The organism is Shewanella sp. 1311, assembly GCF_059338235.1.
This window is the reverse complement of sequence record NZ_CM181686.1, coordinates 3,404,282-3,430,328: the sequence shown is the minus strand read 5'-3', so window position 1 is coordinate 3,430,328 and position 26,047 is coordinate 3,404,282. Positions and strand designations below refer to the sequence as shown.

The following is a 26,047-nucleotide window of genomic DNA, read 5'->3' as shown; positions in this document are numbered from 1 at the left end:
CGGACTTACACGGGTCTTTTCCATTGATCAACTAACAGTGCTAAAACAAAGTAAATCAACAAACTCACGCCAGGCATAAATACCGTCGCGCCAGCCCACACCACTCGAGTCCAAAAGCAAGACCAACCAAATTTCCATGCCATACCAGCGGCAACACCACACACTAATCGCTCTGGGCTCTCCATACGTGCTTTTACTCGTTTCATCTCAAACCTCGACTCAATTGATTGTAATTTATTTATCATTATGCCACTGAAACCAGCAAATAATGCCTGAAAACAACGCAAGACTAATTACAGGTAACAGTAGCAAAGTCATTAAAGGTGCTACAAACCACATAAGCAGATCCCCTACTTAGCGCTATATTCATCGGCACTTGCCGACTCACCTTCATTCTCAGCGCTTAAGCCAAGTTGACTGTTGAAGTCATAAATACTTTCAGCGAGTTGTGTTTGCAATGACATCACAAACTCACGCTTAGCACTGACTAACATTTCTTGTGTTTGGGTAGTTAGCGTTTGCTCAATGGTTCCGACAACATCCGATATTGGCGCGGCTTCTGCGTGTACTGCAACGCTACCGACTAACGCACCTAATAACACACTCATTTGTACTGATTTTTTAATGGTTAACGTAAACATGATGGCATCCCTTTCGATTAATTAACTTGACGAAAGGAGTATTACAAACTGCGTGCCAACTTATAAAAATATTTTTAAGATTATGATTTTAATCATTTTAAAAAATTTTATGTGGACAAGATGAGATATAGGGATGGATTGGAAAATAACAAGTGGTGAAAAATACTACTCAAATTAGTAAATTTCACCATCTTTTAAGTCGAGTGGAATTACTCTGTAACTTCAGCCTGAATATTCTGAAAGGCCTGCTTTACCACTTCTATCCCAGCGCCGTTTTTATGGGCATTTTCGCTCAAATAACGACGCCACGCACGGGCACCCGGTAAGCCTTGGAATAACCCGATCATATGGCGAGTAATATGATTAAGTCGCCCACCCGACTGCAAATGTGCTTCGATATAAGGCAACATAGCCTCAATCACATCCTCACGGCTGATCACCGCCTTTTGGCTGCCACATAGAATTTGGTCTACCTGCGCCAGAATATAAGGATTCTGATAGGCCTCACGCCCCATCATCACGCCATCAAGCTGCGCCAAATGGAGTTGCGCTTGCTCAAGTGTGGTGACGCCGCCATTAATACCAATATTAAGCGTGGGATAATCGCGCTTTAGTTGATATACACGCTCATAATCGAGCGGCGGGATCTCGCGATTCTCTTTCGGACTCAAGCCTTGTAGCCAAGCCTTACGGGCATGAATAGTAAAATCCGTACAGCCTTTTGCACTGACCACGTCAATAAACTGGGTTAAAAACGCATAACTGTCTTGTTCATCAATCCCGATACGTGTCTTAACAGTCACAGGAATATCAACCACTTGCTTCATGGCATCAACGCACTCAGCCACTAATTCAGGTTCAGCCATCAAACACGCGCCAAAGCGACCATTCTGCACTCGATCGGAAGGACAACCCACATTGAGGTTCACCTCATCGTAGCCACGCTCAGCCGCGAGTTTAGCGCAACGCGCTAAATCGACAGGATTAGAGCCACCTAACTGCAACGCCAAAGGATGTTCTTCTTGGTTATATGCCAAGTAGTCACCACGACCATGCAATATCGCCCCAGTCGTCACCATTTCCGTATACAACAATGCATTAGCCGACATCAAACGCGCAAAATAACGGTAATGGCGATCAGTCCAATCCAGCATGGGCGCAATGGAAAAGGTGCGGTCGAGCGGTAGGCCATCATTAAGATTATTTTTCAACACGTTACTATCGACTCAAGTAATTAAAATTTGCCAGTAAGTTATCGCTTAGAAGGATAAAGAATCTTAATTTAAGCCGCAGATTACCAATAAACCTTAAGCTTAAAAATGGAAAAACAGTAAACGAGTTAACGTTTACTGTTTTATTGCCCCCTCAGAGCTAGCGCGATTATATCCTAAACAGCCCGCTTTGGGGAGATTAAGCTGGTATTGAAGCCTGTCTCTGAGCCAAAACTATAGCTCGCTCCAACGCCTGAGCAAGTTATGGTAAATCCCCGTCAGATTAAACAACTCTTGTTCTGCAGCCTGCTGAGCTGTGAGTGTTTGAATCGATTGATCAAGTTGAAATAGCAAACGACGCTGACCTTCATCACGAACCATACTTTGCAGCCACATAAAGGCGGCGGTACGCTCGCCCGACAGAACTGGCGTGACCTGATGCAAGCTGCTCGATGGATACAGCACTAATGAACCCGCAGATAATTTTATGCTTTGTTGGCCGTAGGTATCTTGGATAACTAATTCGCCGCCCTGATAGCTTTCTGGTTCACTGAGAAATAAAGTCGCTGACAAATCGGTACGGATCATCCCATCAGGAGTTGAGCGGATAGCATTATCTATGTGATATCCAAAGGTTTCACCGCCTTGATATCGATTAAACAAAGGCGGATAAAACTGTAATGGTAATGCCGCAGATACAAATTGTGGGTGTGCTAACAGCCTGTCCATAATCTGCTGACCTAGCGCGACGGCTACTGGGTCGTCCTTATCTAATTGCTGATTTCGCTTACGAGTTGTCGCCATCGCGCCGGAGGTTTGATTACCGTCTATCCAGCAACGCGCATCTAACTGGTCGCGTAAGTGACTCACTTCTTGTTTTGAGAAAACATTTGGAATTTCAATCAGCATCTCAGGGTTCCATAGGGCAAAAATACGGCATGACGTATACCGTTTATAAAACATAAAAGGCAGCCCGAAGGCTGCCGTAACATTAGCTAATGACTGACATTAAAAATGCATATCGGCACTGAGCATGACCAAACGTCCGGGCGCCATGTTAGCAAAATGCGCGGTATAGGCTTTATCGTAATAACGCTCGTCAGTGAGGTTTTGCACATTCAAGCGCAGCGTCAGAAAGTCATTCATCTTATAAGATGAAACCACATCAAAACGCCAGTATGAAGGAATCGATAAGGTATTGGCGGTATTACCGTAAACCTGCCCCATATAGTACGCGCCAGTTCCGACATTTAACTGTTCCGTAATGTCGTAAGTGGTAAACAGACTGATACTGTTTTTGGCCGTATTAGGGAAACGATTACCATCGTAAGCGGCATTAAATCCGTTACTTTCTAGGCTAGCATCAAGATAGGTGTATCCACCAAATCCATGCCAATGCTCAGTGATATCACCTGAAAAACCAATTTCGAAGCCCTTCACTTTCTGCTCACCAACGTTTTCTTGCGGTGAATTGCGATCGGCAGAAGTCGCAACGCGAGCGTTGTTCTTCTCGATTTGGAATACTGAACCATTAAGCGATAAGCGGCCACTGAAGAAATCCCACTTAGTACCTAGCTCGTAACTTTCAGTATCTTCAGGCTTTAAATCTTCATTGTTACTACCAAGACGATCTGAACCATCGCCATTAGATGTCCCTGGCGGATTCGAAGATGTGCCCCACGCTGCATAGATACTGCCGTTGACCGCAGGTTTATACAGCACTGATAATTGGTAGTTTAAAAAGTCATCGTCGTTGGATAGTGACGAAGTCGAGTTCTGTGCAGCAGTGCTGTAATCATCCCAGCGCACGCCGCCGTTAATCATCCAAGACTCATTCAACTCTATGGTATTAAAGGCATAAACTGAGCGAGTGTCCGTTTCAGTCACAGTGGCATCTGTTCCTAGCGTCACGCTGCCGACCCAAGGGTCGTGAGGATTAGGCTTCGATAGCAAAGTACAATTGTAATTAGCCAGTAGTGCATCATTACAACCCGCATTACGACCATTATCCGTATCGACCGTATAACTTAAGTTACTGGTGCGCTCGTTGCTAAATTCAGTGCCAATCGCAAAACGGTTGGTGAATCCGGCCAGCTTGGCCTCACCCGCCAGTTGCAATTGGGTCGCGAGCGTTTTAGTGACTGAATGGCGTGATTTAGTGTTACGCCATACATAACCATTGGCGACATTGCCTGTCGTGTCATCTGGGTTAGTCACAATGTAGTAATTGGTATTACGGCTATACACTGAGGTCGACGTAAATTGCATGTCATTGTTAAAGTCATGGCTTATCAGCACTGAAGCTGTGTCGTCATTATTATCGCGAAAATCCCGCGACAATAAGCCATAGAAGTTATTGGGATCAACATCGGCAGGCCTACCTGTCGCTTGATCATAGGGGATCCCATAGTCAGGTATGTCATGGTTTTCAAAATGATAGTATTCCAACGTCACCTTAGTGGGTGTCGTCAAGCCAAATGTCACCGAGGGTGCAATGCCCCAGCGATTACCAGAGACTTCATCACGACCCGGCGTATTGGCATCGTGCGCCATTAGATTCACCCGCACGGCAGCTTCATCTGCAATTACATGGTTAACGTCAAGGCTGGCGCGTTTTAAAGCATCAGTACCAATCGCCACATCCGCATTAATAAAATCTTCAGCTTGGGCTTTTTTAGTCACGATATTGATACTACCGCCAACTGCACCACGGCCGTTATAAACAGAACTCGGCCCCTTTAGCACCTCAATTTGTTCGATGTTAAAAGTCTCACGGCTCTGGGAGCCCACATCCCGCATACCGTTAATAAACGTTGAAGATTGAGCGTCATAACCACGAATAAACGGCCTGTCACCATAGGGATTACCACCTTCACCCGTACCAAGCGTAATACCAGGTGTTGCACGCAGAGCATCGGTAAAACTTTGTGCCCCCATGTCTTTGATCAGATCTTGATTAATCACAGTGACAGTTTTAGCGCTATTGAGCAGATCATCAGTAAATTTACCGGATTGTACTTTGCGCGTGTTGTAGCCCAAATATTCGCCGTTAACCTCAATATGTTCGACTTTCTTACCAGCGACTTGTGCCTGCTCCGCTGCTATCGCAGGGGTAGCTGATATAGCCATACCTATAGTTAATGAACCTAAAACATGGGCGCCGAGTGCGACTCGGCCATTGCGGCATTTTGCAAATTTCATTAAAAGCATTCCTGTTGCGGACTAAACCCTGTAACAGATGTCCCCCACCTGTTAATCGCCCGCTAATATAAGGAAATCACACAAACTGATCAATAACTATTATCATTTGCATTATTAGTTAACATTGGTTGCATAATTTATCGTCCAGCAATGCAGGTTTTTTCATTGCCTCTGAAATTGAGAGTAGTGGAGAAAGTGAGAGTGTCTTGATGTTTAAAAAAACCGGCGACGAGCTAACCACATAAAAATATTACATTATTACACGAGCCGAGTCAGTTTGTGCAATGACGACTGTAATTGAATTATCTACGGGGGATATTTTAATGTTGCTGTTGAGAAATCTCGTTAGCTGCCAGACGATAGCGAATGGAATGGTATCGCAGAATCGCACTAACCGAGATGCCACAGAGTCGGGCAATAATCGCTCTCCCCTCAGTTGTTGAATAGATAAAAGTCGAGTTACTCCATAAAAAGGCTAAAAAACTTTGCAGCATCGGCACACATGGGCCACTATGAATGGGGCTAATAGTGTCGATATTGCATCATATTTTGTATTTATGTAGCGTAAAACAGCGCCATTTGACGTTCAACGTCTTCCTGAGTAACACTTGTAAACTATGATGCAAAGCGATCGCAACCATAAATGGCACAGTGATATTGGGCCATAGCCGTATATATCTCGGATAAATGATAAGAATATCTTTAAATTAGCCTCACATTTATAGCTGTCTCATCTAAGCTGATAGAGTGTGATCAAGATTGCTGTCGATAAGCAACTTTTCTAATAGCCTTAAGCAATGCCATTACTTCATGGTTTAGGCTCAAAAGAGGACAAACTTAGGCATGAACGTTAATTTTATTAATCCTTTCCTCCAATCTCTGCTCAATGTCATTTCTACTATGGCGAGCATGGATTTGACGCCGGGCAAACCTCAAATCAAATCAGATAACTTAGCGAAGGGGGATGTGTCTGGCCTCATTGGGCTCGTTGGCCCCCAAACAAAAGGATCACTATCGATTACCTTCGAACAAAAGCTGGTTTTGCAGATAATGCAGAATATGCTAGGCGAAAACCCGGGTAAAATTAACGAGGAAGTGACTGACCTAGTGGGTGAAATCACCAACATGGTGACTGGCGGCGCAAAAAATCTATTGGGTCAGAAAGGCTATGAGTTTGAAATGGCCACCCCTATGGTCGTGTCAGGAAAAGGCCACACCATTTCCCATAAAGCGAATGGCACTAAGATTATCATGCCTTTTACTAGCCCACATGGGACCGCTTATATCGAAATATGTTTTGAAAACTAAAAACTTAAAATGTACCGAGTCAACATGGCTCAAATTACATTAACGCTCCTGTCGCTCTGGATCTTATGTTTCATTTGCTTATTTAAAGCTATATAACAAAGATCAGAACGGCTGGATTACCAGCACATGAATATACTTTTACCATTCATTTCACTGTCTCATTTGTGTTCGATAACTGTTCAATTCGCGCGGCTCTACCCGTAAACATATCGAGTCACCCAGCCTGCACATCAAATCAGTACTTAACTGCAATGCGCTTATCTAAGCCCTACTCGCTCAGCACACTGCAAAAATTAGCAAACTGTAACGCTTTTATTCGGAGCAATGAGACGATGCAAATATAGTGCTGATGATTCACCACGAGACTTCATCTTATACTTTCTACAAATAAAAAACGGTGTTTAACACACCGTTTTATGATTCTGCATCTTAACTCGCTCAAGCTAACGAGGTTCATTTCACCAGGCTAGTCTCATAAGACTAAGCACGCGAGATTAAGCCCATGAGAGTAAACTCACGCGATGAAGTTAACAAAGCTAAGCTAAACAAACCGCAACCCTAGGGGTGAGCTTAGTGACTAATTCATAAGCGATAGTACCGATATGTTCAGCAACTTCTTCAACGGGTAATGCCTTACCCCACAACAAAGCACTGTCGCCAACCTTATCCTGCGCATCTTGGCCTAAGTCGACAGTCAACATGTCCATAGAGACGCGGCCTACTATGGGTACGCGACGACCATTGACCCACACAGGTGTACCTTCCGGTGCATTGCGGGGATAACCATCACCATAACCAATTGCGACGACACCTAAACGGGTATCTTGTTTCGCGGTCCAGAAACAACCATAACCCACTGGCTGATTGGCTTTATGATCCCGCACCGCAATCAACTGTGATACCAGTTCCATCGCAGGTACTAGTCCGTGATTCGCACCGCAATCTCCAGTGACAGGTGACACACCATAGAGGGCGATTCCCGGACGGATCCAATCGCCTTGGCTTTGCGGCCAATACAAAGCACCGGCGGAATTGGCTAAGGTTCTAAATCCGGGTAAGCCAGCTGTTAAGGTATTAAAAGCCGCCATCTGTACTGAGGTATAAGTGTTATCTGGCTCATCTGCACAGGCAAAATGCGTCATCAAATGAATCGGTTTTGCCACATTGGGACAGGCCATTAATCGCTCGTAAACCGTTGAGAATTGCTCGGGCGTAAAGCCTAAGCGATGCATGCCTGAATCCACTTTTAGCCAAACAGTCACAGGTTTAGACAACACAGTTTGCTCTAACATCTCAAGCTGAGAGCTATGATGCACCACAGTGTCGATATCATGCCCGACGAGTAACGGGAGATCGGTGGCGCGGAAAAAACCTTCCAGTAATAACAAACGCGCTGTCACGCCGCCCGCTCGTAATTCTAAGGCTTCATCCAATCGTGCTAAGCCAAAACCATCGGCACTGACTAAACAATGGGCGACATTTAATAATCCATGACCATAGCCGTTCGCTTTAACGACGGCCATTACGCGACTCGCTGGTGCCTGTTGACGCAACGCAGCGAGATTGGTTTGCAGTGCACTACTGCTAATTTCTGCTCGGGGAAAAGGGTTCAAAATTTACCTTGCTCACTCAGGAAATAAAAAGTCACGGATATAAAAAATACATCAGCACAGCACGTCTTCTGCATACGCAAATTTACTATTTTCAAACGTAAATTTAGTCTTCTTCAAACTGAGGTCCGGCATAATTATCGAAGCGCGAAAACTGCCCTTGGAAGGTGAGTCGCACCCGACCAATCGGGCCGTTACGTTGCTTACCGATAATGATTTCGGCCGTACCTTTATCTTGAGAATCGTTGTTATACACTTCATCGCGATAAATAAACATGATGAGATCCGCATCCTGCTCGATAGCGCCCGATTCACGCAAATCCGAGTTTACCGGGCGTTTATCGGCCCTTTGCTCAAGCGAGCGGTTAAGCTGCGACAGGGCAATAATCGGGATTTCTAGCTCTTTGGCTAACGCCTTTAGGGAGCGTGAAATCTCAGAAATCTCTAAGGTACGGTTATCTTTCAAGGCGGGCACCTGCATTAACTGCAGGTAATCTATCATGATCATCGATAAACCACCGTACTCACGGGCGATACGACGCGCGCGGCTACGGACTTCGGTCGGCGTTAATCCCGAACCGTCATCGATATACATTTTGCCTTGCTCGAGCATAATACCCATGGTCGATGAAACCCGCGCCCAATCCTCGTCATCGAGCTGACCGGTACGGATTTTGGTTTGATCGACGCGGCCCAAGGAGGCCAACATACGCATCATAATCTGTTCTGACGGCATCTCGAGACTAAAGATAAGCACCGGCTTGTCTTCATTCATCGCGGCTTGTTCGCACAAGTTCATCGCGAAGGTGGTTTTACCCATAGAAGGACGCGCCGCAACGATAATCAAGTCGCCGGATTGGAAACCAGCGGTCATCTTATCCAGATCGTTAAAGCCGCTCGAAACCCCAGTCACACCGTTATGGGGGTTATTATAAAGCTGCTCAATCTTATCGACGGTTTTTTCCAGAATGGTCTTAATGCCTTCGGGACCTTCGTTGGAATTGGTTCGCATCTCAGCGATCTTAAAGACTTTACTCTCAGCAAGGTCGAGTAATTCGCTCGAATCGCGGCCTTCTGGGTTATAACCTGCATCGGCAATTTCGTGCGCTACGCGGATCATGTCACGCACTACAGCGCGTTCACGGACGATTTCGGCGTAGGATAAAATGTTACCCGCACTTGGGGTATTTTTCGCAATCTCACCTAAATAGGCAAAACCGCCGGCATCTTCTAATTGATTTTCAACTTCGAGCTGTTCAGAAACAGTGATCAAATCGATCGGCTGCCCCAGATCGACCAATCTGTGCATGGCAGAGAAGATCATCTTGTGTGAACGGGAGTAAAAGTCATCTTTTACGACGGCCTCAGCGACCCTGTCCCACGCTTCGGCATCTAACATCAAGCCGCCTAATACCGATTGTTCAGCCTCAATTGAATGCGGTGGCAGCTTGAGTCCATCAAGTTGCAAATCTCTTGGCTTACTTTTAGGCTTAAAAGCACCTTGTTGTGACATTAACGCTCCCGATTTCCAACAACTTAACAAAATATGATATAAAACCCGCGTCAAGCAAACAGGATGTTTACACTCGCCTGTTATCTCATTCCAACGGACACTCTAATAATCAATAAGGAAAGAACATGCGTATTGCATTGGTTGCGGCCTTAGTAATGACATCCGGCATAGCAACTGCCGACGAAGGACAATGGCAACCTTATCAAATGCCTTCTATTGCAGACAAACTCAGTGAACGCGGAATCGATATTCCTGCAGAAAAACTGGCCGATCTTACAAGTTATCCAATGAATGCCGTTGTAGGGCTGGGCTATTGTACCGCCAGTTTTGTCTCCCCCCAAGGGCTAGTTGTGACAAACCACCATTGTGCCTTCAAGGCGATACAATATAACACTAAGAAAGAACATAACTATCTCGAACAAGGCTTTTTAGCGACATCAATGGACAAGGAACCCTCTGCCGGTCCTAACGAACGTTTATACATCACAGAGGCAGTAACCGATGTCACCGCCCAAATCAATCAAGGCCTAAGCCAAGACCCGCTGAGCCGTTACGAAGACATTCAAAATCACAGCAAAGAATTGATCAAAAGCTGTGAAGCCGATGCGAATTATCGCTGTAATGTCCGCAGTTTCCATAACGGCCTAGAATACTACCTAATCAAGCAATTGATGATCCGCGATGTACGCTTAGTGTATGCACCTCCGGAAAGTGTCGGTGCCTTTGGCGGCGACATCGATAACTATGAATATCCACGTCATTCGGGTGATTTTGCCTTCTTGCGGGCTTATGTCGGAAAAGATGGCCAACCCGCAGCCTATAGCGACGATAACATCCCTTACAAGCCAAAGAGTTACCTTAAGATCAACGCCGATGGCGTGAAAGCCGGTGACGGCGTGTTTGTCGCAGGTTATCCAGGCTCAACCAGTCGCTATAACCTCACTAGTGAGCTTAAGTTTGCCAGTGACTGGCTGTATCCCACCCAAGCTAAACGCTATCAATTACAGATTGATACTATCGAAGCTATGGGGCAAAAAGATGCCGATATCGCCATTAAGTACGCTGGCAATATGGCTTCAATGGCCAACCGAATGAAGAAACTCAATGGCCTGTTAGCGGGTTTTAAAGCCACGGATATCGTTGGCATTAAACAAAGCCGTGAGGATAACTTTTTAGCTTGGCTTAAACAAAATCCTAAGCTAAATCAAAACCTCATCGCTGAGTTAGAAGTGCTACTTGCCGAGCAACAACAGGCGTTCCAAAGTAATTACTACTTTACTAATGCCCAATCGAGCACCCTGTTAACCGCAGCAAACAGCTTGTATCGTCTTGCGAAAGAAAAACAAAAGCCCGATGCCGAACGTGAACAAGGCTATCAAGAGCGTGATTTAGCGATGCTGAGCTCGCGTCTTAAACGTATCGATTCGAGTTTCGATGTCAAAGTCGATAAGACATTGTGGTTACAGGATTTAAATGCTTACCTAGGCCAATCGAATCGCGTGGCAGCGCTCGATAAAATGTTAAGTGTAAACAGTAAAGACGTAGATCTTGCGGCTAAACTCGATGGTTTGTATTCACTCACTACGCTCACAGACCAAGCCCAACGTCTGGCGTGGATGAATGCCGATGTTAACGCCTTCGAAACCAGTGCCGATCCCTTTATTCGTTTAGCCGTAGCACTTTACGACACGAATATGGCGCAGGAAAAAACGGAAAAAATCTTAGACGGTAAGTTATCAACTGCTCGCCCAGACTATATGGCCGCAGTGATCGAATACTATAAAGCCAACAACTGGCCAGTCTACCCTGACGCCAACGGTACGCTGCGTATCAGCTACGGTATGGTCGATGGTTATCAATCACGTGATGCACTCTACAAACAGCCGTTTACTCGTCTAGATGGCATAGTCGCGAAACACACAGGCGTTGAGCCCTACAATGCACCGAAAAAGCTCCTCGATGCGATTGCCGAGCAGCGCTTTGGCAATCATTTAGTGAAATCGGTTTATCAAGATCCCCGCGGCTGGATTTGCAGACTCTTCTCTTGCTTAGACAAACCCGAAGAATTTAACTCAGTACCGGTAAACTTCTTATCGAGCGTTGACACCACAGGCGGCAACTCCGGCTCACCAGTCTTCAACGGTAAAGGTGAGTTAGTAGGTCTTAACTTCGACTCCACCTACGAGGCCATCACTAAAGATTGGTTCTTCAACCCAACCATCACCCGCGCAGTACACGTGGATATCCGCTATATCCTGTGGATGATGGACGAAGTCGACCATGCAGATAACCTAATCCAAGAACTGGATTTAGTCAGAAATTAATACCTTGAGCTAAATCCGTTGCTCTAAACCAAAAGCCGCTCACTGTTATGCAGTAAGCGGCTTTTATTTGGGCTCGTATTTTAGCAGCGAATACACTTTGGGATGATGAGATTGAATGAGTAGGCGTATATCACCTAGCAATTATACCAATCGTATTAAATCCATCGCAGAGCCGATATCCAAACCTAAATACACTCAAATCCTAAATTTCAGCCATAAAAAAACACCGCCGAGGCGGTGTCTTTTTATATTTAAAGCGAGTCGTAATTAAGCTTCTGCAACCACAGATACTTTAACAACAGCTTTAACTTCAGTGTGTAACTGAACTTCAACTTCGAAGTCGCCAGTAGTACGCAGAGCGCCTAATGGTAAACGAACTTCTGATTTAGCCAGCTCAACACCAGCAGCAGTCACTGCATCAGCGATGTCACGGTTGCCAACTGAACCAAACAGTTTGCCTTCATCACCAGCTTTAGAAGCGATTACAACAGCTTCCAGTGCAGTGATTTTCTCAGCACGTAGGTTAGCAGCAGCTAATTCAGCAGCTAATTTAGCTTCTAATTCAGCGCGACGAGCTTCAAATACTTTAACGTTGCTTTCGTTAGCAACAACAGCTTTACCTTGTGGCAAAAGGAAGTTACGTGCGTAACCAGCCTTAACTGATACTTGGTCACCCAAGTTGCCTAGGTTAGCGATTTTATCAAGCAGAATAACGTTCATTATCAAATCCTCTATATTCGATTAGGAATACTGCAATTACTGATGTAAATCAGTATATGGCAGTAGAGAAAGATAACGAGCACGCTTGATAGCGCGAGCTAGTTGGCGCTGATATTTAGCACTAGTACCAGTGATACGGCTAGGAACAATCTTGCCGCTTTCAGTGATGTAGTTCTTTAAAGTAACGATATCTTTGTAATCAATTTCTGCAACACCTTCAGCGGTGAAACGGCAGAACTTGCGACGACGGAAATAACGTGCCATGTTGACAGTCTCCTAAGTTTTCAATTCGACATTTTCGGCATGGATAACTAAGCGGTTTTGACCATTGCGCCCCTGTTGAAGCGTCATAAAGCCTTGCACTTGTACTTCCACACCTGCTTTCAGATCTTCTGCGACGCTTTCAAAGCGTGGGCCACTCAAAATCACTTGAATTTGTACGTAGACGTTGCGGAGCATATCTGCTTCATAACGCTGCGATTTGTGTTCCAACATTATCACACTGTGTGCAATACCTGCTGGGCTTTTAAAGCGTCTTGAACGAGTTATCGTTCCTGACAACACCAAGTTATTGGTGGTCACAGATTACCTTACTCAGCGATTTCTTCAGCGTGAGCTTCATCGTATGAGCGTTCGCCAGCTGGGCCACGACGTGAATCGCGCTCATCTCTAGCTTTAGCCATTGGAGATGCTTCAGTAACGGCAACTTTAGTACGCATTACCATGTTACGCAGAACTGCGTCGTTGAAACGGAAAGCTGTTTCTAGCTCTTCAATCGTCTCTGCTTTAGCTTCAACGTTCATCAGAACGTAGTGAGCTTTATGCAGATCAAGGATTGGGTAAGCCAGTTGACGACGGCCCCAATCTTCTAAACGGTGGATTGTGCCGTTAGCTTCGGTGATAACACCTGTGTAACGCTCAATCATACCTGGTACTTGTTCACTTTGATCTGGGTGAACCATAAATACGATTTCGTAATGACGCATTTATTGCTCCTTACGGTTATGTAGCCTCGGTATTGGCTCAGTCAAACCAAATGGAGGCAAGGAACGAAAAATAGTGACTGATTTGAGCGCGAGATAGTACAGAAAGCAAGCCAGAAACTCAAGCAATAACTTTGCCTCGCCAATCAATACAGGTATGATGGCGCTTCATCTATATTCGGACGTCTGACATCAGCTAACCAAGAATAAAACATAATGCTAAAAGTTATTGCGCCAATCTTTTTATTTTCCCTTTCATTTCCTGCGCTTGCGCTTGTTCCACCTGATTATCAGGAACCGCCCAGCGATTTTACCGCAGAAATCGAAGCGGGTTTGCAACTGAATACAGGCAATACCGAATCCAGCAGTTTTAACGGTCGAACCCAACTGATTTACGACACTAAGCAAACCAAGCAAGAAGCCACGCTCAAAGCCTACTTTGCCTCAGAAAAAAGCAAAACGACTTCCGAAAAATACGAACTACAACTCCAGTCGAACTATAAACTCACTAAGGGTTATATCTTCGGACGCGGTGATTTCACTTGGGATCAATTCGGTAGTTACACGCAAATATCAACTATTTCGAGTGGTTACGGTTTTAATGCCATCAGTAGCTACAAGACCAAACTCAGTCTCGAAGTCGGCCCCGGTTATCGATATAACTTACCGGCCGAATCTGTCGATATTCCCAATCCTGATGCTGAGAAAGATATCATTTTGCGTACCGCTGCAAAGTTTTCTCAAAAACTGCAGGAATACAGCAGTCTCAATGCCGATTTAACTGCGGAAATGGGCGAGAACAACAACACCCTTACCTTAGACATGAACTACAAAAATCTGGTGTTCCAAGATTGGGCTTTTAAAATCGGCATGAACATCAAATACACTGAAGTGGTACCAGAGGGTAGCCAACAGACAGATACCATCACCACCTTTAACCTGCTTTATACCTTTAGATAACCACTTTTAGATAGTCCGAAGCAATACAAGAACACGACGCCAATGTCATCTTCGGCTGGCGTCAATGTTAAAGTTCCTCCGCCCCCTCTCAAGTCACTTCGACATAATCTAAGGATTTTTTGAGCAGAAATGCGCAATTAATCAAGATTTACCAACAATTTGCAACACAACATAAACACCAACCCCTGATATACTCACGGTTTATTATCAATCTTGTTTGTGTTTTCGGAGTTGTATATGACTAATCCGCTGCGCACTTTCGCCTCTTTATATAGCACCACCTTGTTAATGGTACTGGCCGGCGGTTTGCTCACAACTTACCTTGGGCTCAGGCTCTCGGTGATGAACGTGCCACAAATATGGATAGGTGGCATGATGTCAGCCTATTATGTTGGCCTTGTGGCGGGCTCTAAGATTGGTCATAGACTTATCGCCCAAGTGGGCCATATCCGCGCCTTCGTTGCCAGTGCAGGCATAGTCGCCGCATCTGCATTGGGTCATGCACTCGTGGATGAGCTAGCAGTTTGGCTGCTCCTCAGGCTCGTTGTCGGCATGGGCATGATGTGCCAATACATGGTGCTCGAAAGTTGGCTTAACGAACAAGCCGAAAGTAACCAAAGGGGCACAGTGTTTGCGAGTTATATGATCGTATCTTACTTCGGCTTGATCTTGGGCCAAGGCGCGATCAGTATCTTCCCCGAATTAGGCCTTGAGCCGTTACTGCTGATCGCGATTTGTTTCTCACTCTGTATCGTACCGATTTCACTCACGCGTCGTCTTCACCCTGCGCCTTTGGTCCCAGCTCCACTTAAAATTGCCCATTACTGGAAAAAAGCGCCGCAGGCACTCACAACCATCGCAATTGGTAGCATGATAGTGGGTTCGTTTTATGGTCTCGCGCCCGCCTATGCTAGTAACTTAGGTTTGCCGCCTGAAAAAGTCGCCACTTATATGACTGCAACAATTTTAGCAGGATTACTGGCACAATGGCCGATGGGGAAACTGTCCGACATTATGTCCCGCAGTCGCCTTATTCGTATCAACTGTATATTGCTTGGCATCTTAGCCTTAGCCATCGCCTTAACGCCCTATCATCCAGTGATTTCGCTGGTGATGACCTTCCTGTTTGGTATTTTAGGTTTCACCTTCTATCCACTTGCTACGGCACTGGCTAACTCACGAGTCGAACAGAATGAGCGGGTCGGTTTATCTGCCACCATCTTATTAACCTTCGGCTTAGGGGCCAGTATCGGCCCACTTATCGCCTCAACGTTGATGCAATGGCTTGGCAACAGCATGTTATATGGCTTTATGTCTGCCTGTACCTTCATCCTGTTTGTGCGGCTACGTTACGTGCATTCACAGCAAAAAGTCGAAACCAATGTCACCCAAGACTACATAATGGCGACGGGCGACCTAGTCTCTTCACCACTGGCGGCGGCGCTTGACCCTAGGGTTGATGTTGAATCGATTCAAGAACATATGACGCCGAGCGCCAACTTAGATGAATCTGAGCATGATTTAGGGGCTGATGGCGTCGATGACGATATTATCGACGAAAATGACAGTGATGAGGAGCAACTCGCCTTCAGTTTCGATATCGAACAAGCAGAGCCAGAAGCCGTTCAAACGGATGAAGCCGATAGCCATCAGGTTAACCTAGACAAAGCACTGACATAAAAAGGCCAACAAAAAAGACCGATTAACTGTTTAAAGTTAATCGGTCTTTTTATTACTGCAAGTGCTAACTACAACAAATAGTTACTGCAACAAGTCGTTACTGCAAGCCTGACCGCATGTGCGATATCAGGCAAGCATGAGCGTACTAGCTGCGGCGCTGACGCACAGCTTCAAATAAGCAAATACCGGTCGCAACCGATACGTTCAAGCTAGACACACTACCGGCCATAGGGATAGAGATCAGTGAATCGCAAGACTCACGGCTTAAACGGCGTAAACCTTTATCTTCCGCCCCCATGGCAATCGCCAGTGGCCCTTTAAGATCGGCTTGATAAAGCTCGCAATCTGCCTCGCCCGCCGTACCCACAATCCATACACCTTTATCCTGCAGGTGACGCATAGTGCGCGCAAGATTAGTCACTTGGAATAAAGGCACTGTTTCCGCCGCGCCACATGCCACTTTACTCACTGTCGCAGTTAAGCCGACTGAGTTGTCTTTAGGCACGATAATACCTTGCACGCCTGCCGCATCGGCATTACGTAGGCAAGCGCCTAAGTTATGGGGATCCGTCACGCCATCCAAAATCAGCAGAAATGGTTGCTCAGTGTTAGCAAGCAGCACATCTAGATCTTGCTCATTCAACACTTTCGCCGCTTTAACGCGCGCGACTATACCTTGATGCTGGCTACTTTCCGCTTTGTCATCCAAGGCTTTACGAGAAGCGACTTGAATCGTAGTGCCAAAGGCTTTGGCCTGATTGGCAAGCACAGTTAAGCGCTCATCGTCACGGCCTTGTAACAGCCATAACTCGATAATGCGCTCAGGGCTGTGTTTTAACAGGGCTTCAACTGCGTGGATCCCAAAAATAATATCTTGTTTTTTCATTTATTTCTTTCTCGTGCTCCGCTTAGCGGCTTTTGGCTTTTTAGCCGGATCTTTTACTGCTGTCTTTTTCGCTTTAGTGCCCGCTTTAGCCTTAGGTTTGGCTTTGCCAGCTTCAGCCTTAGTGCTAGGGGTTGCGGTTTTACCCGCTTTGCCTTGCTTAGCACCTTCGCGATTAACACGCTCACGGGCAGTCATCGGCTTATCACGGCTGGCAGAGGCTTTACGCTTGCCACCTTTGCCGTCATCGCCCAGCATGACTAAATCAATCTGTCTGTCATCTAAGTTAACAGCAGCGACCTTAACCGTCACAGGATCGCCCACTTGATAGACTTGGCCTGTATGCTCACCGATAAGGCGTTGACGCATAGGATCGAATTGGTAGTAATCGCTACCTAGGCTTGAGATATGCACTAAGCCATCGATAAACAGCTCATTTAAGCGCACGAACAAACCAAAGCTCGTCACTGAGGCAATCACAGCTTCGAAGGTATCGCCGACGTGATCTTGCATAAACTCGCACTTGAGCCAATCGCTAACATCACGAGTCGCTTCATCGGCACGACGCTCTGTAGTCGAACACTCTTCGCCCAATTGGTCGAGTTCATCGAGTTGATAGTGGTAGCCACCATCCTGCGTCCACTTCTCTGTGGCTTCGCCTCTTTCTTTCGCCAGTAAATAACGGATCACACGATGTAAGACTAAATCCGGATAACGGCGAATGGGCGAGGTAAAATGCGCATATTCTTCTAAGGCTAGACCGAAGTGACCTTCATTATCTGGGGTGTAAATTGCCTGACGCATAGAACGCAGTAACATCACTTGGATAAGTTCAGCATCGGGACGGTCGGCAATTTGCAGCATCACGTTCTGGTAATCTGACGGCGTTGGCTCAAGTCCGCCAGGCATAGTCAAACCACGCTCAGCAAGGAACTCTTTAAAGTTCGCCAACTTTTGCTCAGATGGCGCTTCATGCACTCGGTACAGCACGTCGCCTTTGTGTTTCTTCACAAATTTAGCTGCAGAAACGTTGGCTAAAATCATGCATTCTTCAATGATTTTATGGGCTTGATTACGGCCACGCGGCACGATTTTATCAATCTTGCGCTGCTCATTGAAAATGAACTGCGTTTCCATGGTTTCAAACGCAATCGCACCACGCTCGGCTCTTTGCTCATCTAGCGCTAAATACAATGACTGTAAACACTGCAGATGCGGGAACAAGGCTTCATGCTCAGGCGCAATCGGGCCGCCTTCTAACATCTCCGCCACTTGGGTATAAGTGAAACGGGCATGGGAATACATCACAGCCGGATAAAACTTATAACCCGACAACTTGCCTTTGGCAGACACTGTCATCTCAGCGACCATACATAAACGGTCGACGTGAGGATTAAGCGAACATAAGCCGTTGGAGATTTTCTCCGGCAGCATAGGGATCACTTGTGATGGGAAATACACTGAGTTACCACGGGCACGCGCTTCAGTATCTAAGGCTGAATCGGTGCGAACATAATAACTGACGTCAGCAATCGCAACCCATAAACGCCAGCCGCCACCGGCTTTTTTCTCCGCATACACGGCATCGTCAAAATCGCGGGCGTCTTCGCCGTCGATAGTCACTAATGGCAGATGACGTAAATCCACACGGCCGACTTTATCGGCGTCGGTCACTTCATCGGGAATTCGGCGCAGTTTCTTCTCGATCACAGGTGACCAAGTATGGGGCAAGTCATAGTTACGCAGGGCGATTTCGATTTCCATCCCCGGCGCCATTTGCTTACCAAGCACTTCAGTCACTTTACCCGCAGCCTTAACAAAACGACCTGGGCGACGCGTTAATTCAACCACAACCACATCGCCTTGACGGGCGCCGTTGCGATCTTCATTCGCGACTAAGATTTCTTGGGTAATACGCTTATCATCAGCAATGACAAATGCCATACCGCTATCAACATGATAACGGCCAACAATCGCGGCACTGCGCGGCTGGATCAAACGCACCAAACGCGCTTCGCGGCGACCACGACGATCTGTGCCCGCTTTTTGCGCCAGCACTTTATCACCGTGGAAATACATCAACATATCGCGGTTCGAAATAAATAAGTCATCACCGCCTTCATCGGGTTTGAAAAAGCCGAAGCCTTCTCTGTGTCCGAGTACAGTGCCGGGGATAAGATCCATTTTCTCGGGCAAGCCATAGCTCTGCCCACGGGTGAACACGAGTTCGCCATCGCGTTCCATCGCACGTAGGCGACGGCGCAGGGCCTCAAGCTGTTCTTCCTCTTGGATGTTTAACGCCGCGGCAATACTGTCACGAGTGATAGGTGATTTCTGAGAACGTAAGTAATCGATAATATACTCACGGCTTGGGATAGGGTTTTCGTACTTATCCTGTTCACGCTCAAAATGAGGGTCTTTGATCATTCAATATCCAAATAATGTGTCTCTAGATTAAGAGACCACTTAACGGGTTCGCAACTGTTCTTGCTGGGCCCGCGCCACTGCACTGGGGGGCATTTTAGCTGCTAACACCTGCAGTAAAGACAAGGCTTTTTTCTTCGTCGCCTCGTCCGCAAATACATCGTTATATAACCAGTGATAGGCCATCTCGTAATCCCTAGGACTACCATAACCTTCACCGAATAAACGCACTAACATCATACGAGCGGGTAAATCACCACTTGCAGCCGCAGGCAGTAAATAATGCACTGCTCTGTCTTTATTGCGGATGACAAATTTCCCACTCTGATAATACTCGGCAAGCTTTAACATCGCTTCTGAGCTACCTTGTTCGGCCGAGTCACGTAACAAAGCAATGCCCTTCACAGGGTTTGCCTTTACACAGGTTCCATAATTGAGCATTTCGCCCCACAGGAATTGATATAAAGGCTGTTTTAAGACTTGGGCTCGCGCCTCAATGTCTTGGACTAACTGGCAATCATCACGCTTCACTTTCGCTAAATATTGATCGCTTCGGATCAAATCAAGCAATTGATCTTGGCTATAAATATCCACCGCCTGCGTTTCAGCAAAGCACATTGAAGATACTAAGGGCAGTAGCGCAACTAGTGCTGTACGTAGCATAACGACTCTCAATGACAATAGGGTGAATACTTGCATCGGCAGTATAACCTATTTCTTGAGCTTGAGCTGAATTTCTAACCGCAGAATTAAACAGAGAAAGGCATAAAGAAGCAGAGAAAAAGGCCGTGAAACACGGCCTTAACAGGTCTTAATTGAACGGATTAACCAAAATCATGGTTTCGTTACGGTCAGGACCAGTAGAGATAATGTCGATTGGTGTTTCTAATAGCTCTTCAAGACGCTTGATATAATTGATCGCTGCCGGTGGCAGTTGCTCAATGGATGTCGCGCCAAAAGTCGACTCGCTCCAACCTGGCATAGTTTCATAAACAGGCGTAACCAGTTCATAACCTTCAGCCGCAAGCGGGGTCACTTTAGAGATAGTGCCATCAGGATTCTGATAACCCACACAAATTTTCACTTCTTTCAGACCATCAAGTACATCTAACTTAGTCAAGCAGAAGCCACTTACACTGTTGATTTGAACTGCACGGCGCATTGCCACAGCATCCAACCAACCTGGACGACGCTTACGACCCGTTGTCGCACCAAACTCATGACCTTTAGTACCTAAATGATCACCAACTTCACATAATAGTTCAGTTGGGAATGGACCTGCACCCACGCGAGTGGTGTAAGCCTTCATGATACCTAAGACATAGTCTAAGTGACGCGGACCAAAACCTGAACCCGTCGCAACACCACCGGCAGTGGTATTTGAAGAGGTTACAAAAGGATAAGTTCCGTGGTCGATGTCGAGTAATGTACCTTGAGCGCCTTCAAACAGGATTGGCTCACCGGCTTTACGCGCAGTATCCAACAGTTCAGTCACGTCAACACACATGCTCTTCAGATAATCGGCCATAGCCAAAGCATCTGCTAGCGTTTGCTCGTAATCAACAGCTTCGACTTGATAGTACTCTGTCAGCATAAAGTTATGGTATTTCATAACTTCTTTCAGCTTTTCAGCAAACAGTTCAGCATTGAACAAGTCGCCTACTCGCAGACCGCGACGGGAGATCTTGTCTTCATACGCAGGTCCGATACCGCGGCCAGTTGTACCAATAGCTTTATTGCCACGTGCTTTTTCACGGGCGATATCTAAGGCGCAATGGAATGGTAGGATCAGCGGACACGCTTCAGAGATCAACAGACGTTCCTCAACAGGAACACCACGATCTTTCAGCATGTTTATCTCTTTCATCAGGGCGTCAGGTGCAAGCACCACACCGTTGCCAATAATGCATTTCACATTATCGCGCAGGATACCCGATGGGATCAGATGAAGAACGGTTTTATCACCATCGATAACCAAGGTATGACCAGCATTGTGGCCGCCTTGATAGCGAACTACATATTTTGCCTGTTCTGTTAGAAGGTCGACAATCTTACCTTTTCCTTCGTCACCCCATTGGGTGCCGAGAACAACTACGTTTTTGCCCATTATTTGCTGCAAGGTTGCGGTTAAAAAAGAATTTTAACAGATCTTAGTAAGCAAGGGCAAGCAGGCTATTTTTTACGCAAAAATCACCAGAATCACCACTCCTGCAGTGACCAATGCGCCACCGAGTCGCTGGATAACCTGCTGATTTTGATGGGAGAGTTCATTTAAATAACAACGCCACTTGTTCGGAAAGAGTAAGGGCCCGACTCCCTCTAAAAGTAACACAAGTGCTACTGCCAGCATAAAAACTTGAAAAGTCATGCGCACCTCAAACTCAGTCGTTCAATACAAATTGATTGTATATCAGCCCACTCCAACAACAGAGTCTCTTATTTAAATGAATTCGCCAGCACCGTAAATTTTAGCCAATAAAAAACCCAGCATAGACTGGGTTTTTTGATATTCCAAAAACGAATTAACGCTTAGAGAATTGTGGCTTACGACGTGCTTTACGTAGACCCACTTTCTTACGCTCAACTTTACGAGCGTCACGGGTAACGAAACCAGCAGAACGTAGTGATGGACGCAGTGCTTCATCTAATTGCATCAGAGCACGGGTAATACCGTGACGGATTGCGCCTGCTTGGCCAGTGATACCACCGCCTTTAACAGTTACATAGATGTCCAGCTTGTCAGTCATTTCAACTAACTCTAAAGGTTGACGAACAACCATACGAGCAGTTTCACGACCAAAATACTGATCCAAAGGACGTTGATTTACAACGATGTTGCCACTACCTGCTTTAGCGAAAACGCGAGCTGTAGAGGTTTTGCGACGGCCAGTGCCGTAGTACTGAGTTGCAGCCATTTGCTTAATCCCGTTTAGATATCAAGAACTTGAGGTTGTTGTGCAGTGTGGTTATGTTCTGCGCCAGCGTAAACTTTCAGTTTACGGAACATGGCACGGCCCAGAGGACCTTTTGGTAACATACCCTTAACTGCTTTCTCGATGATCATTTCTGGCTTTTGCGCTTGCAGCTTTTCAAAGCTGATTTGCTTAATGCCACCAGGGAAGCCTGAATGCGAGTAGTACGTTTTGCCTTTCGCTTTGTTACCAGTAACAGTCACTTTTTCAGCATTAACAACGATGATGTAATCACCGGTATCAACGTGTGGAGTGTATTCTGGTTTATGCTTACCGCGTAAACGGGTAGCAATTTCAGTAGCGATACGACCTAAAGTTTTGCCGTCTGCATCAACGACGAACCAGTCACGAGTTACGGTTTCTGGTGTAGCAGTAAAAGTCTTCATTATTACAAAAACCCAAAGTTAATTTTCTGTCTCACATGCTGTCTGCATTTGCAAACAACACAAAATTGCCTTTTAGCACCCCTTCGAGCACTGACTTCGGCTTACAACTTCCGCCCAATTGGCGGAGTAACGTGGGCAGGTTGCGGAGTATAGACAAAGCTGAGTTAAAAATCACCTGATATTTTGATAAAAATTATAAAATATCGACCAATCTGGCTTGTCGTCCTAAGGATTAACAAGCCACTGGTGATTTAACACGGGAGTTAAAGCAAAACTCTTGCGCCGCAGGGTTAAGGCAGGTGCTCTGTTTTCAAATAATCGTGTGATTGCATCTCAATAAGACGCGAGCGACAACGTCTAAACTCGAAGTTAAGCAAGCCATCGGCGTAGATATCTTCGAGTGGCACTTGGGCCGATACGATAAGCTTTACATTGCGCTCGTAAAACTCATCGACCATAGCTAAAAATCGTCTGGCGATATCATCACCGGTCAGAAATGCCCCCATTTGCTCAATGCCGCTGACCAGTACAGTATGATAAATCCGCGCCAATTCCATGTAGTCACGCTGACTTCGCGGACCATCACAGAGCGCTCTAAAATCGGCCAACAATACGCCCTGCGCCTGCTGACGAATACTGATACTACGACCTTCGATTTCGATGTCGGCGGTAAGCACCTCTGACTCAGGCGCTAACTGGCTAAAATAACGCATAAGATTGGCATCGGCTTGTGCGTCTAACGGATGATGATAAATCTCCGCTTGCTCAAGGGTACGTAGTCGATAATCGATGCCAGAATCCACATTGAGCACTTCACAATGTTGATTAATTAAGGCTATAGCGGGTAAGAAACGTGCCCGCTGTAAGCCATTTTTATATAAGTCGTCGGGGATGATGTTAGACGTAGCGACCAGCACAACGCCTTCTTTAAATAGCGCTTGAAACAGCGTACCTAACAACATGGCATCGGTAATATCGGAGACAAAGAATTCATCGAAACAGATAACGCGATATTTCGCGGCCATCTTTTTCGCAATCACCAGCAAGGGATCGCGCACGCCTTTCAGTTCATCTAAATCTAAATGTAGCTGATGCATGAAACGATGGAAGTGAGCCCGCAGCTTTTGATCGCCAGGCAAGGCATCAAAAAAAGTATCCATCAGATAGGTTTTACCACGCCCCACACCGCCCCAAAGATACAGGCCTTTAGGTGAAGCAGGCGCCGATTTTAAGCCTAATGCACTAAACAATTTTCCTACGATAGAACTCGGCTCTTCCGCCGCCGTTAAGTCTTCATAGACACGTTGTAATGCTTTGACCGCAATTTCTTGGGCCGGATCATGGGAAAAACCGTCACGGGTAAGATCTTTTTGATAATGCTGCCAAGGGCTTAACTGAGGCACTTTTTAATTCTCTTATGTCCTTTATTAAAACTGCGATGATATTAGCACGGCCAATGTGACGCAGGATATATTAATGCTAAATACGACTTTTGCCTCAACGCTAAACAGCATACAAACGGCGAATAAACCTCTATGCTGTATTTCATTTTAATCGGCAAAACTTGCTGATATCAGGGCTTGAAAAATGAGTATCTTGCCCACAGTTTCCCACTCAGCAACGAGTATGAAACAGTCGATAAAATAGGCTCAAAAAAATTAACATTTGTTAATATGATGAACTTTTTCAATTAGGTGCGTGTCCGAATGGTTACCTAGGCAAATAGCCGGTACCGATACAGATTTGATCTGGCACTCGCACAATAGCTGATGCATTACATCCAGATCGTTCAACCCTTATTTGGAGTTATGAATAGATGAAAACAAAATTATCTGTACTTTCAGCCGCAATGTTAGCCGCGACCCTGACTATGATGCCAGTCGTCTCACAGGCCGCCATTCCACAGACGGTTGAGGGACAATCCATTCCAAGTCTTGCGCCCATGCTTGAGCGTACGACACCTGCTGTTGTGTCCGTAGCCGTTACGGGTACTCATGTTTCAAAACAAAGAGTACCTGATGTTTTCCGTTACTTCTTTGGCCCCAATGCGCCGCAGGAGCAAGTGCAGGAACGTCCTTTTAGAGGCTTAGGCTCAGGCGTTATTATTGATGCTGAAAAAGGCTACATAGTCACTAACAACCACGTGATTGACGGTGCTGATGATATTCAAGTTGGTCTACATGACGGTCGTGAAGTAAAAGCCAAACTCATTGGTACTGACTCAGAATCGGATATTGCATTGCTGCAAATTGAGGCGAAAAATCTTGTCGCAATCAAGTCATCAAACTCTGACGACTTGCGTGTTGGTGACTTTGCCGTTGCCATTGGTAACCCCTTCGGTTTAGGGCAAACCGTGACTTCAGGTATCGTCAGTGCTTTAGGTCGTAGCGGTTTAGGCATAGAAATGCTGGAAAACTTTATTCAAACCGATGCCGCCATTAACAGTGGTAACTCGGGTGGCGCACTCGTTAACTTAAACGGGGAATTGATTGGGATTAACACCGCAATTGTAGCGCCAGGCGGTGGTAACGTTGGTATCGGCTTTGCGATCCCAGCCAATATGGTGAAAAACTTGGTCGCGCAAATTGCCGAACACGGTGAAGTACGCCGCGGAGTACTGGGGATTTCGGGACGCGATCTTGATAGCCAACTCGCCCAAGGCTTTGGTTTAGACACCCAGCACGGCGGCTTCGTGAATGAAGTCGCTAAAGACAGTGCCGCCGAGAAAGCCGGTATTAAAGCGGGTGATATCATTATCAGCGTCGATGGCCGTGGCATTAAGTCCTTCCAAGAACTGCGTGCCAAAGTCGCCACTATGGGCGCGGGTGCTAAGGTTGAACTAGGACTCATCCGCGACGGTGATAAGAAAACCGTTAAGGTGACCTTAGGTGAAGCAAGCCAAACCAGTGAATCTGCGGCGGGCGCCGTGCATCCTATGTTGCAAGGTGCATCCTTAGAAAACTCATCTAAGGGCATTGAAATAACCGATGTCGCCCAAGGTTCACCTGCGGCAATGAGTGGCTTGCAAAAAGGAGATGTGATTATCGGTATTAACCGTACTGCCATTAAAGATCTTAAGGCACTTAAAGCACAGCTAAAAGATCAAGAAGGTGCGGTGGCACTGAAGATCATGCGTGATAAGAGCATGTTGTATTTAGTCCTACGTTAATCGACTAAATAGGCCATTTTTTCTACCACACATAAGCATAGGGAGCTTAGGTTCCCTATGCT

At 46.1% G+C, this 26,047-nt stretch carries 24 protein-coding genes; 5 read left to right on the top strand and 19 right to left on the bottom strand.

Annotation, left to right across the window (positions count from 1 at the left end; translation table 11 throughout):
* Positions 1–5 precede the first annotated feature (5 nt).
* The 5 genes from AC5YB3_RS15380 to AC5YB3_RS15360 form a co-directional block, all read right to left on the bottom strand.
* Entirely contained in the window at positions 6–206 is a 201-nt protein-coding gene (locus AC5YB3_RS15380; RefSeq protein WP_006083032.1) for a PspC domain-containing protein, read from the bottom strand.
* A 144-nt stretch (positions 207–350) separates the two neighbouring features.
* Positions 351–641: a hypothetical protein gene (locus AC5YB3_RS15375; protein ID WP_006086053.1), complete on the bottom strand. Its 291-nt coding sequence runs from the start codon at positions 639–641 to the stop codon at positions 351–353.
* Between the two features lie 209 nt (positions 642–850).
* Positions 851–1,855 (bottom strand): tRNA dihydrouridine(20/20a) synthase DusA, encoded by a 1,005-nt coding sequence (dusA, locus tag AC5YB3_RS15370; protein ID WP_494525652.1) that lies wholly within the window; start codon positions 1,853–1,855, stop codon positions 851–853.
* Between the two features lie 231 nt (positions 1,856–2,086).
* Positions 2,087–2,761, bottom strand: coding sequence for a Fe2+-dependent dioxygenase (locus AC5YB3_RS15365; protein WP_494525651.1), 675 nt, complete (start codon positions 2,759–2,761; stop codon positions 2,087–2,089).
* A gap of 99 nt (positions 2,762–2,860) precedes the next feature.
* Positions 2,861–5,053 carry a TonB-dependent receptor gene (locus AC5YB3_RS15360; RefSeq protein WP_494525650.1) on the bottom strand — a complete coding sequence of 731 codons (2,193 nt, stop codon included), beginning with the start codon at positions 5,051–5,053 and terminating at the stop codon, positions 2,861–2,863.
* Positions 5,054–5,896: 843 nt separating this feature from the next.
* Between AC5YB3_RS15360 and AC5YB3_RS15355 the strand changes: the two genes are divergently transcribed.
* Complete coding sequence (locus tag AC5YB3_RS15355; protein WP_006083037.1) at positions 5,897–6,361, top strand: chemotaxis protein CheX; 465 nt, start codon at positions 5,897–5,899, stop codon at positions 6,359–6,361.
* Between the two features lie 536 nt (positions 6,362–6,897).
* Here the strand turns inward: AC5YB3_RS15355 and alr are convergent.
* Together alr and dnaB are read right to left on the bottom strand one after the other, a co-directional pair.
* On the bottom strand, positions 6,898–7,974 hold the full coding sequence (gene alr, locus AC5YB3_RS15350; RefSeq protein ID WP_494525649.1) for an alanine racemase: 1,077 nt from the start codon (positions 7,972–7,974) through the stop codon (positions 6,898–6,900).
* 103 nt (positions 7,975–8,077) lie between these two features.
* Positions 8,078–9,484 (bottom strand): replicative DNA helicase, encoded by a 1,407-nt coding sequence (dnaB, locus tag AC5YB3_RS15345; protein WP_006083039.1) that lies wholly within the window; start codon positions 9,482–9,484, stop codon positions 8,078–8,080.
* Positions 9,485–9,609: 125 nt separating this feature from the next.
* On the opposite strand from dnaB, the gene AC5YB3_RS15340 reads away from it, so the two are divergent.
* Entirely contained in the window at positions 9,610–11,808 is a 2,199-nt protein-coding gene (locus AC5YB3_RS15340) for a S46 family peptidase (protein ID WP_259566775.1), read from the top strand.
* 267 nt (positions 11,809–12,075) lie between these two features.
* Here the strand turns inward: AC5YB3_RS15340 and rplI are convergent, their stop codons facing one another.
* The 4 genes from rplI to rpsF are packed head-to-tail and all read right to left on the bottom strand — an operon-like array spanning position 12,076 to position 13,514.
* The gene (rplI, locus tag AC5YB3_RS15335) at positions 12,076–12,528 is read right to left on the bottom strand and encodes a 50S ribosomal protein L9 (protein ID WP_006086059.1); all 453 of its coding nucleotides are present in this window, start codon (positions 12,526–12,528) and stop codon (positions 12,076–12,078) included.
* A 36-nt stretch (positions 12,529–12,564) separates the two neighbouring features.
* The gene (rpsR, locus tag AC5YB3_RS15330; protein WP_006083042.1) at positions 12,565–12,792 is read right to left on the bottom strand and encodes a 30S ribosomal protein S18; all 228 of its coding nucleotides are present in this window, start codon (positions 12,790–12,792) and stop codon (positions 12,565–12,567) included.
* A 12-nt stretch (positions 12,793–12,804) separates the two neighbouring features.
* Positions 12,805–13,110, bottom strand: coding sequence for a primosomal replication protein N (gene priB, locus AC5YB3_RS15325; protein ID WP_006083043.1), 306 nt, complete (start codon positions 13,108–13,110; stop codon positions 12,805–12,807).
* An 8-nt stretch (positions 13,111–13,118) separates the two neighbouring features.
* Entirely contained in the window at positions 13,119–13,514 is a 396-nt protein-coding gene (rpsF, locus tag AC5YB3_RS15320) for a 30S ribosomal protein S6 (RefSeq protein ID WP_006083044.1), read from the bottom strand.
* A 213-nt stretch (positions 13,515–13,727) separates the two neighbouring features.
* On the opposite strand from rpsF, the gene AC5YB3_RS15315 reads away from it, so the two are divergent.
* The gene (locus AC5YB3_RS15315) at positions 13,728–14,471 is read left to right on the top strand and encodes a DUF481 domain-containing protein (protein ID WP_107402640.1); all 744 of its coding nucleotides are present in this window, start codon (positions 13,728–13,730) and stop codon (positions 14,469–14,471) included.
* A 237-nt stretch (positions 14,472–14,708) separates the two neighbouring features.
* A complete protein-coding gene (locus tag AC5YB3_RS15310) occupies positions 14,709–16,151 on the top strand; it encodes an MFS transporter (RefSeq protein ID WP_115335534.1) in 1,443 nt (480 codons plus the stop codon).
* A 145-nt stretch (positions 16,152–16,296) separates the two neighbouring features.
* Here AC5YB3_RS15310 and rlmB read toward each other — a convergent pair whose 3' ends face one another.
* The 8 genes from rlmB to zapE all read right to left on the bottom strand — a co-directional run bounded on the left by rlmB (position 16,297) and on the right by zapE (position 24,219).
* Positions 16,297–17,037: a 23S rRNA (guanosine(2251)-2'-O)-methyltransferase RlmB gene (rlmB, locus tag AC5YB3_RS15305; protein WP_006083047.1), complete on the bottom strand. Its 741-nt coding sequence runs from the start codon at positions 17,035–17,037 to the stop codon at positions 16,297–16,299.
* Entirely contained in the window at positions 17,038–19,461 is a 2,424-nt protein-coding gene (gene rnr, locus AC5YB3_RS15300; protein WP_006083048.1) for a ribonuclease R, read from the bottom strand. It abuts the gene before it with no gap.
* Positions 19,462–19,500: 39 nt separating this feature from the next.
* Entirely contained in the window at positions 19,501–20,157 is a 657-nt protein-coding gene (gene motX / locus AC5YB3_RS15295) for a flagellar protein MotX (RefSeq protein WP_011847814.1), read from the bottom strand.
* Positions 20,158–20,269: 112 nt separating this feature from the next.
* Positions 20,270–21,565 carry an adenylosuccinate synthase gene (locus tag AC5YB3_RS15290; protein WP_006083050.1) on the bottom strand — a complete coding sequence of 432 codons (1,296 nt, stop codon included), beginning with the start codon at positions 21,563–21,565 and terminating at the stop codon, positions 20,270–20,272.
* A 72-nt stretch (positions 21,566–21,637) separates the two neighbouring features.
* Positions 21,638–21,826: a DUF2065 domain-containing protein gene (locus AC5YB3_RS15285; protein ID WP_494525648.1), complete on the bottom strand. Its 189-nt coding sequence runs from the start codon at positions 21,824–21,826 to the stop codon at positions 21,638–21,640.
* Positions 21,827–21,980: 154 nt separating this feature from the next.
* On the bottom strand, positions 21,981–22,373 hold the full coding sequence (gene rpsI / locus AC5YB3_RS15280) for a 30S ribosomal protein S9 (RefSeq protein ID WP_006083052.1): 393 nt from the start codon (positions 22,371–22,373) through the stop codon (positions 21,981–21,983).
* A 14-nt stretch (positions 22,374–22,387) separates the two neighbouring features.
* Entirely contained in the window at positions 22,388–22,816 is a 429-nt protein-coding gene (gene rplM, locus AC5YB3_RS15275) for a 50S ribosomal protein L13 (protein ID WP_006083053.1), read from the bottom strand.
* A gap of 290 nt (positions 22,817–23,106) precedes the next feature.
* Positions 23,107–24,219, bottom strand: a complete 1,113-nt coding sequence (gene zapE / locus AC5YB3_RS15270) for a cell division protein ZapE (RefSeq protein WP_115335535.1) — start codon at positions 24,217–24,219, stop codon at positions 23,107–23,109.
* 413 nt (positions 24,220–24,632) lie between these two features.
* Between zapE and degQ the strand changes: the two genes are divergently transcribed.
* Complete coding sequence (gene degQ, locus AC5YB3_RS15265) at positions 24,633–25,985, top strand: Do family serine endopeptidase DegQ (protein ID WP_494525647.1); 1,353 nt, start codon at positions 24,633–24,635, stop codon at positions 25,983–25,985.
* Positions 25,986–26,047 lie beyond the last annotated feature (62 nt).

Excerpts from the sequence above, each read along its gene's own strand:
- AC5YB3_RS15380 (WP_006083032.1), bottom strand. The coding sequence starts at position 206 with ATGAAACGAGTAAAAGCACGTATGGAGAGCCCAGAGCGATTAGTGTGT.
- AC5YB3_RS15375 (WP_006086053.1), bottom strand. The coding sequence starts at position 641 with ATGTTTACGTTAACCATTAAAAAATCAGTACAAATGAGTGTGTTATTA.
- AC5YB3_RS15365 (WP_494525651.1), bottom strand. The coding sequence starts at position 2,761 with ATGCTGATTGAAATTCCAAATGTTTTCTCAAAACAAGAAGTGAGTCAC.
- AC5YB3_RS15360 (WP_494525650.1), bottom strand. The coding sequence starts at position 5,053 with ATGAAATTTGCAAAATGCCGCAATGGCCGAGTCGCACTCGGCGCCCAT.
- AC5YB3_RS15355 (WP_006083037.1), top strand. The coding sequence starts at position 5,897 with ATGAACGTTAATTTTATTAATCCTTTCCTCCAATCTCTGCTCAATGTC.
- dnaB (WP_006083039.1), bottom strand. The coding sequence starts at position 9,484 with ATGTCACAACAAGGTGCTTTTAAGCCTAAAAGTAAGCCAAGAGATTTG.
- AC5YB3_RS15340 (WP_259566775.1), top strand. The coding sequence starts at position 9,610 with ATGCGTATTGCATTGGTTGCGGCCTTAGTAATGACATCCGGCATAGCA.
- rplI (WP_006086059.1), bottom strand. The coding sequence starts at position 12,528 with ATGAACGTTATTCTGCTTGATAAAATCGCTAACCTAGGCAACTTGGGT.
- rpsR (WP_006083042.1), bottom strand. The coding sequence starts at position 12,792 with ATGGCACGTTATTTCCGTCGTCGCAAGTTCTGCCGTTTCACCGCTGAA.
- rpsF (WP_006083044.1), bottom strand. The coding sequence starts at position 13,514 with ATGCGTCATTACGAAATCGTATTTATGGTTCACCCAGATCAAAGTGAA.
- AC5YB3_RS15315 (WP_107402640.1), top strand. The coding sequence starts at position 13,728 with ATGCTAAAAGTTATTGCGCCAATCTTTTTATTTTCCCTTTCATTTCCT.
- AC5YB3_RS15310 (WP_115335534.1), top strand. The coding sequence starts at position 14,709 with ATGACTAATCCGCTGCGCACTTTCGCCTCTTTATATAGCACCACCTTG.
- rlmB (WP_006083047.1), bottom strand. The coding sequence starts at position 17,037 with ATGAAAAAACAAGATATTATTTTTGGGATCCACGCAGTTGAAGCCCTG.
- rnr (WP_006083048.1), bottom strand. The coding sequence starts at position 19,461 with ATGATCAAAGACCCTCATTTTGAGCGTGAACAGGATAAGTACGAAAAC.
- motX (WP_011847814.1), bottom strand. The coding sequence starts at position 20,157 with ATGCAAGTATTCACCCTATTGTCATTGAGAGTCGTTATGCTACGTACA.
- AC5YB3_RS15290 (WP_006083050.1), bottom strand. The coding sequence starts at position 21,565 with ATGGGCAAAAACGTAGTTGTTCTCGGCACCCAATGGGGTGACGAAGGA.
- AC5YB3_RS15285 (WP_494525648.1), bottom strand. The coding sequence starts at position 21,826 with ATGACTTTTCAAGTTTTTATGCTGGCAGTAGCACTTGTGTTACTTTTA.
- rpsI (WP_006083052.1), bottom strand. The coding sequence starts at position 22,373 with ATGGCTGCAACTCAGTACTACGGCACTGGCCGTCGCAAAACCTCTACA.
- rplM (WP_006083053.1), bottom strand. The coding sequence starts at position 22,816 with ATGAAGACTTTTACTGCTACACCAGAAACCGTAACTCGTGACTGGTTC.
- degQ (WP_494525647.1), top strand. The coding sequence starts at position 24,633 with ATGAAAACAAAATTATCTGTACTTTCAGCCGCAATGTTAGCCGCGACC.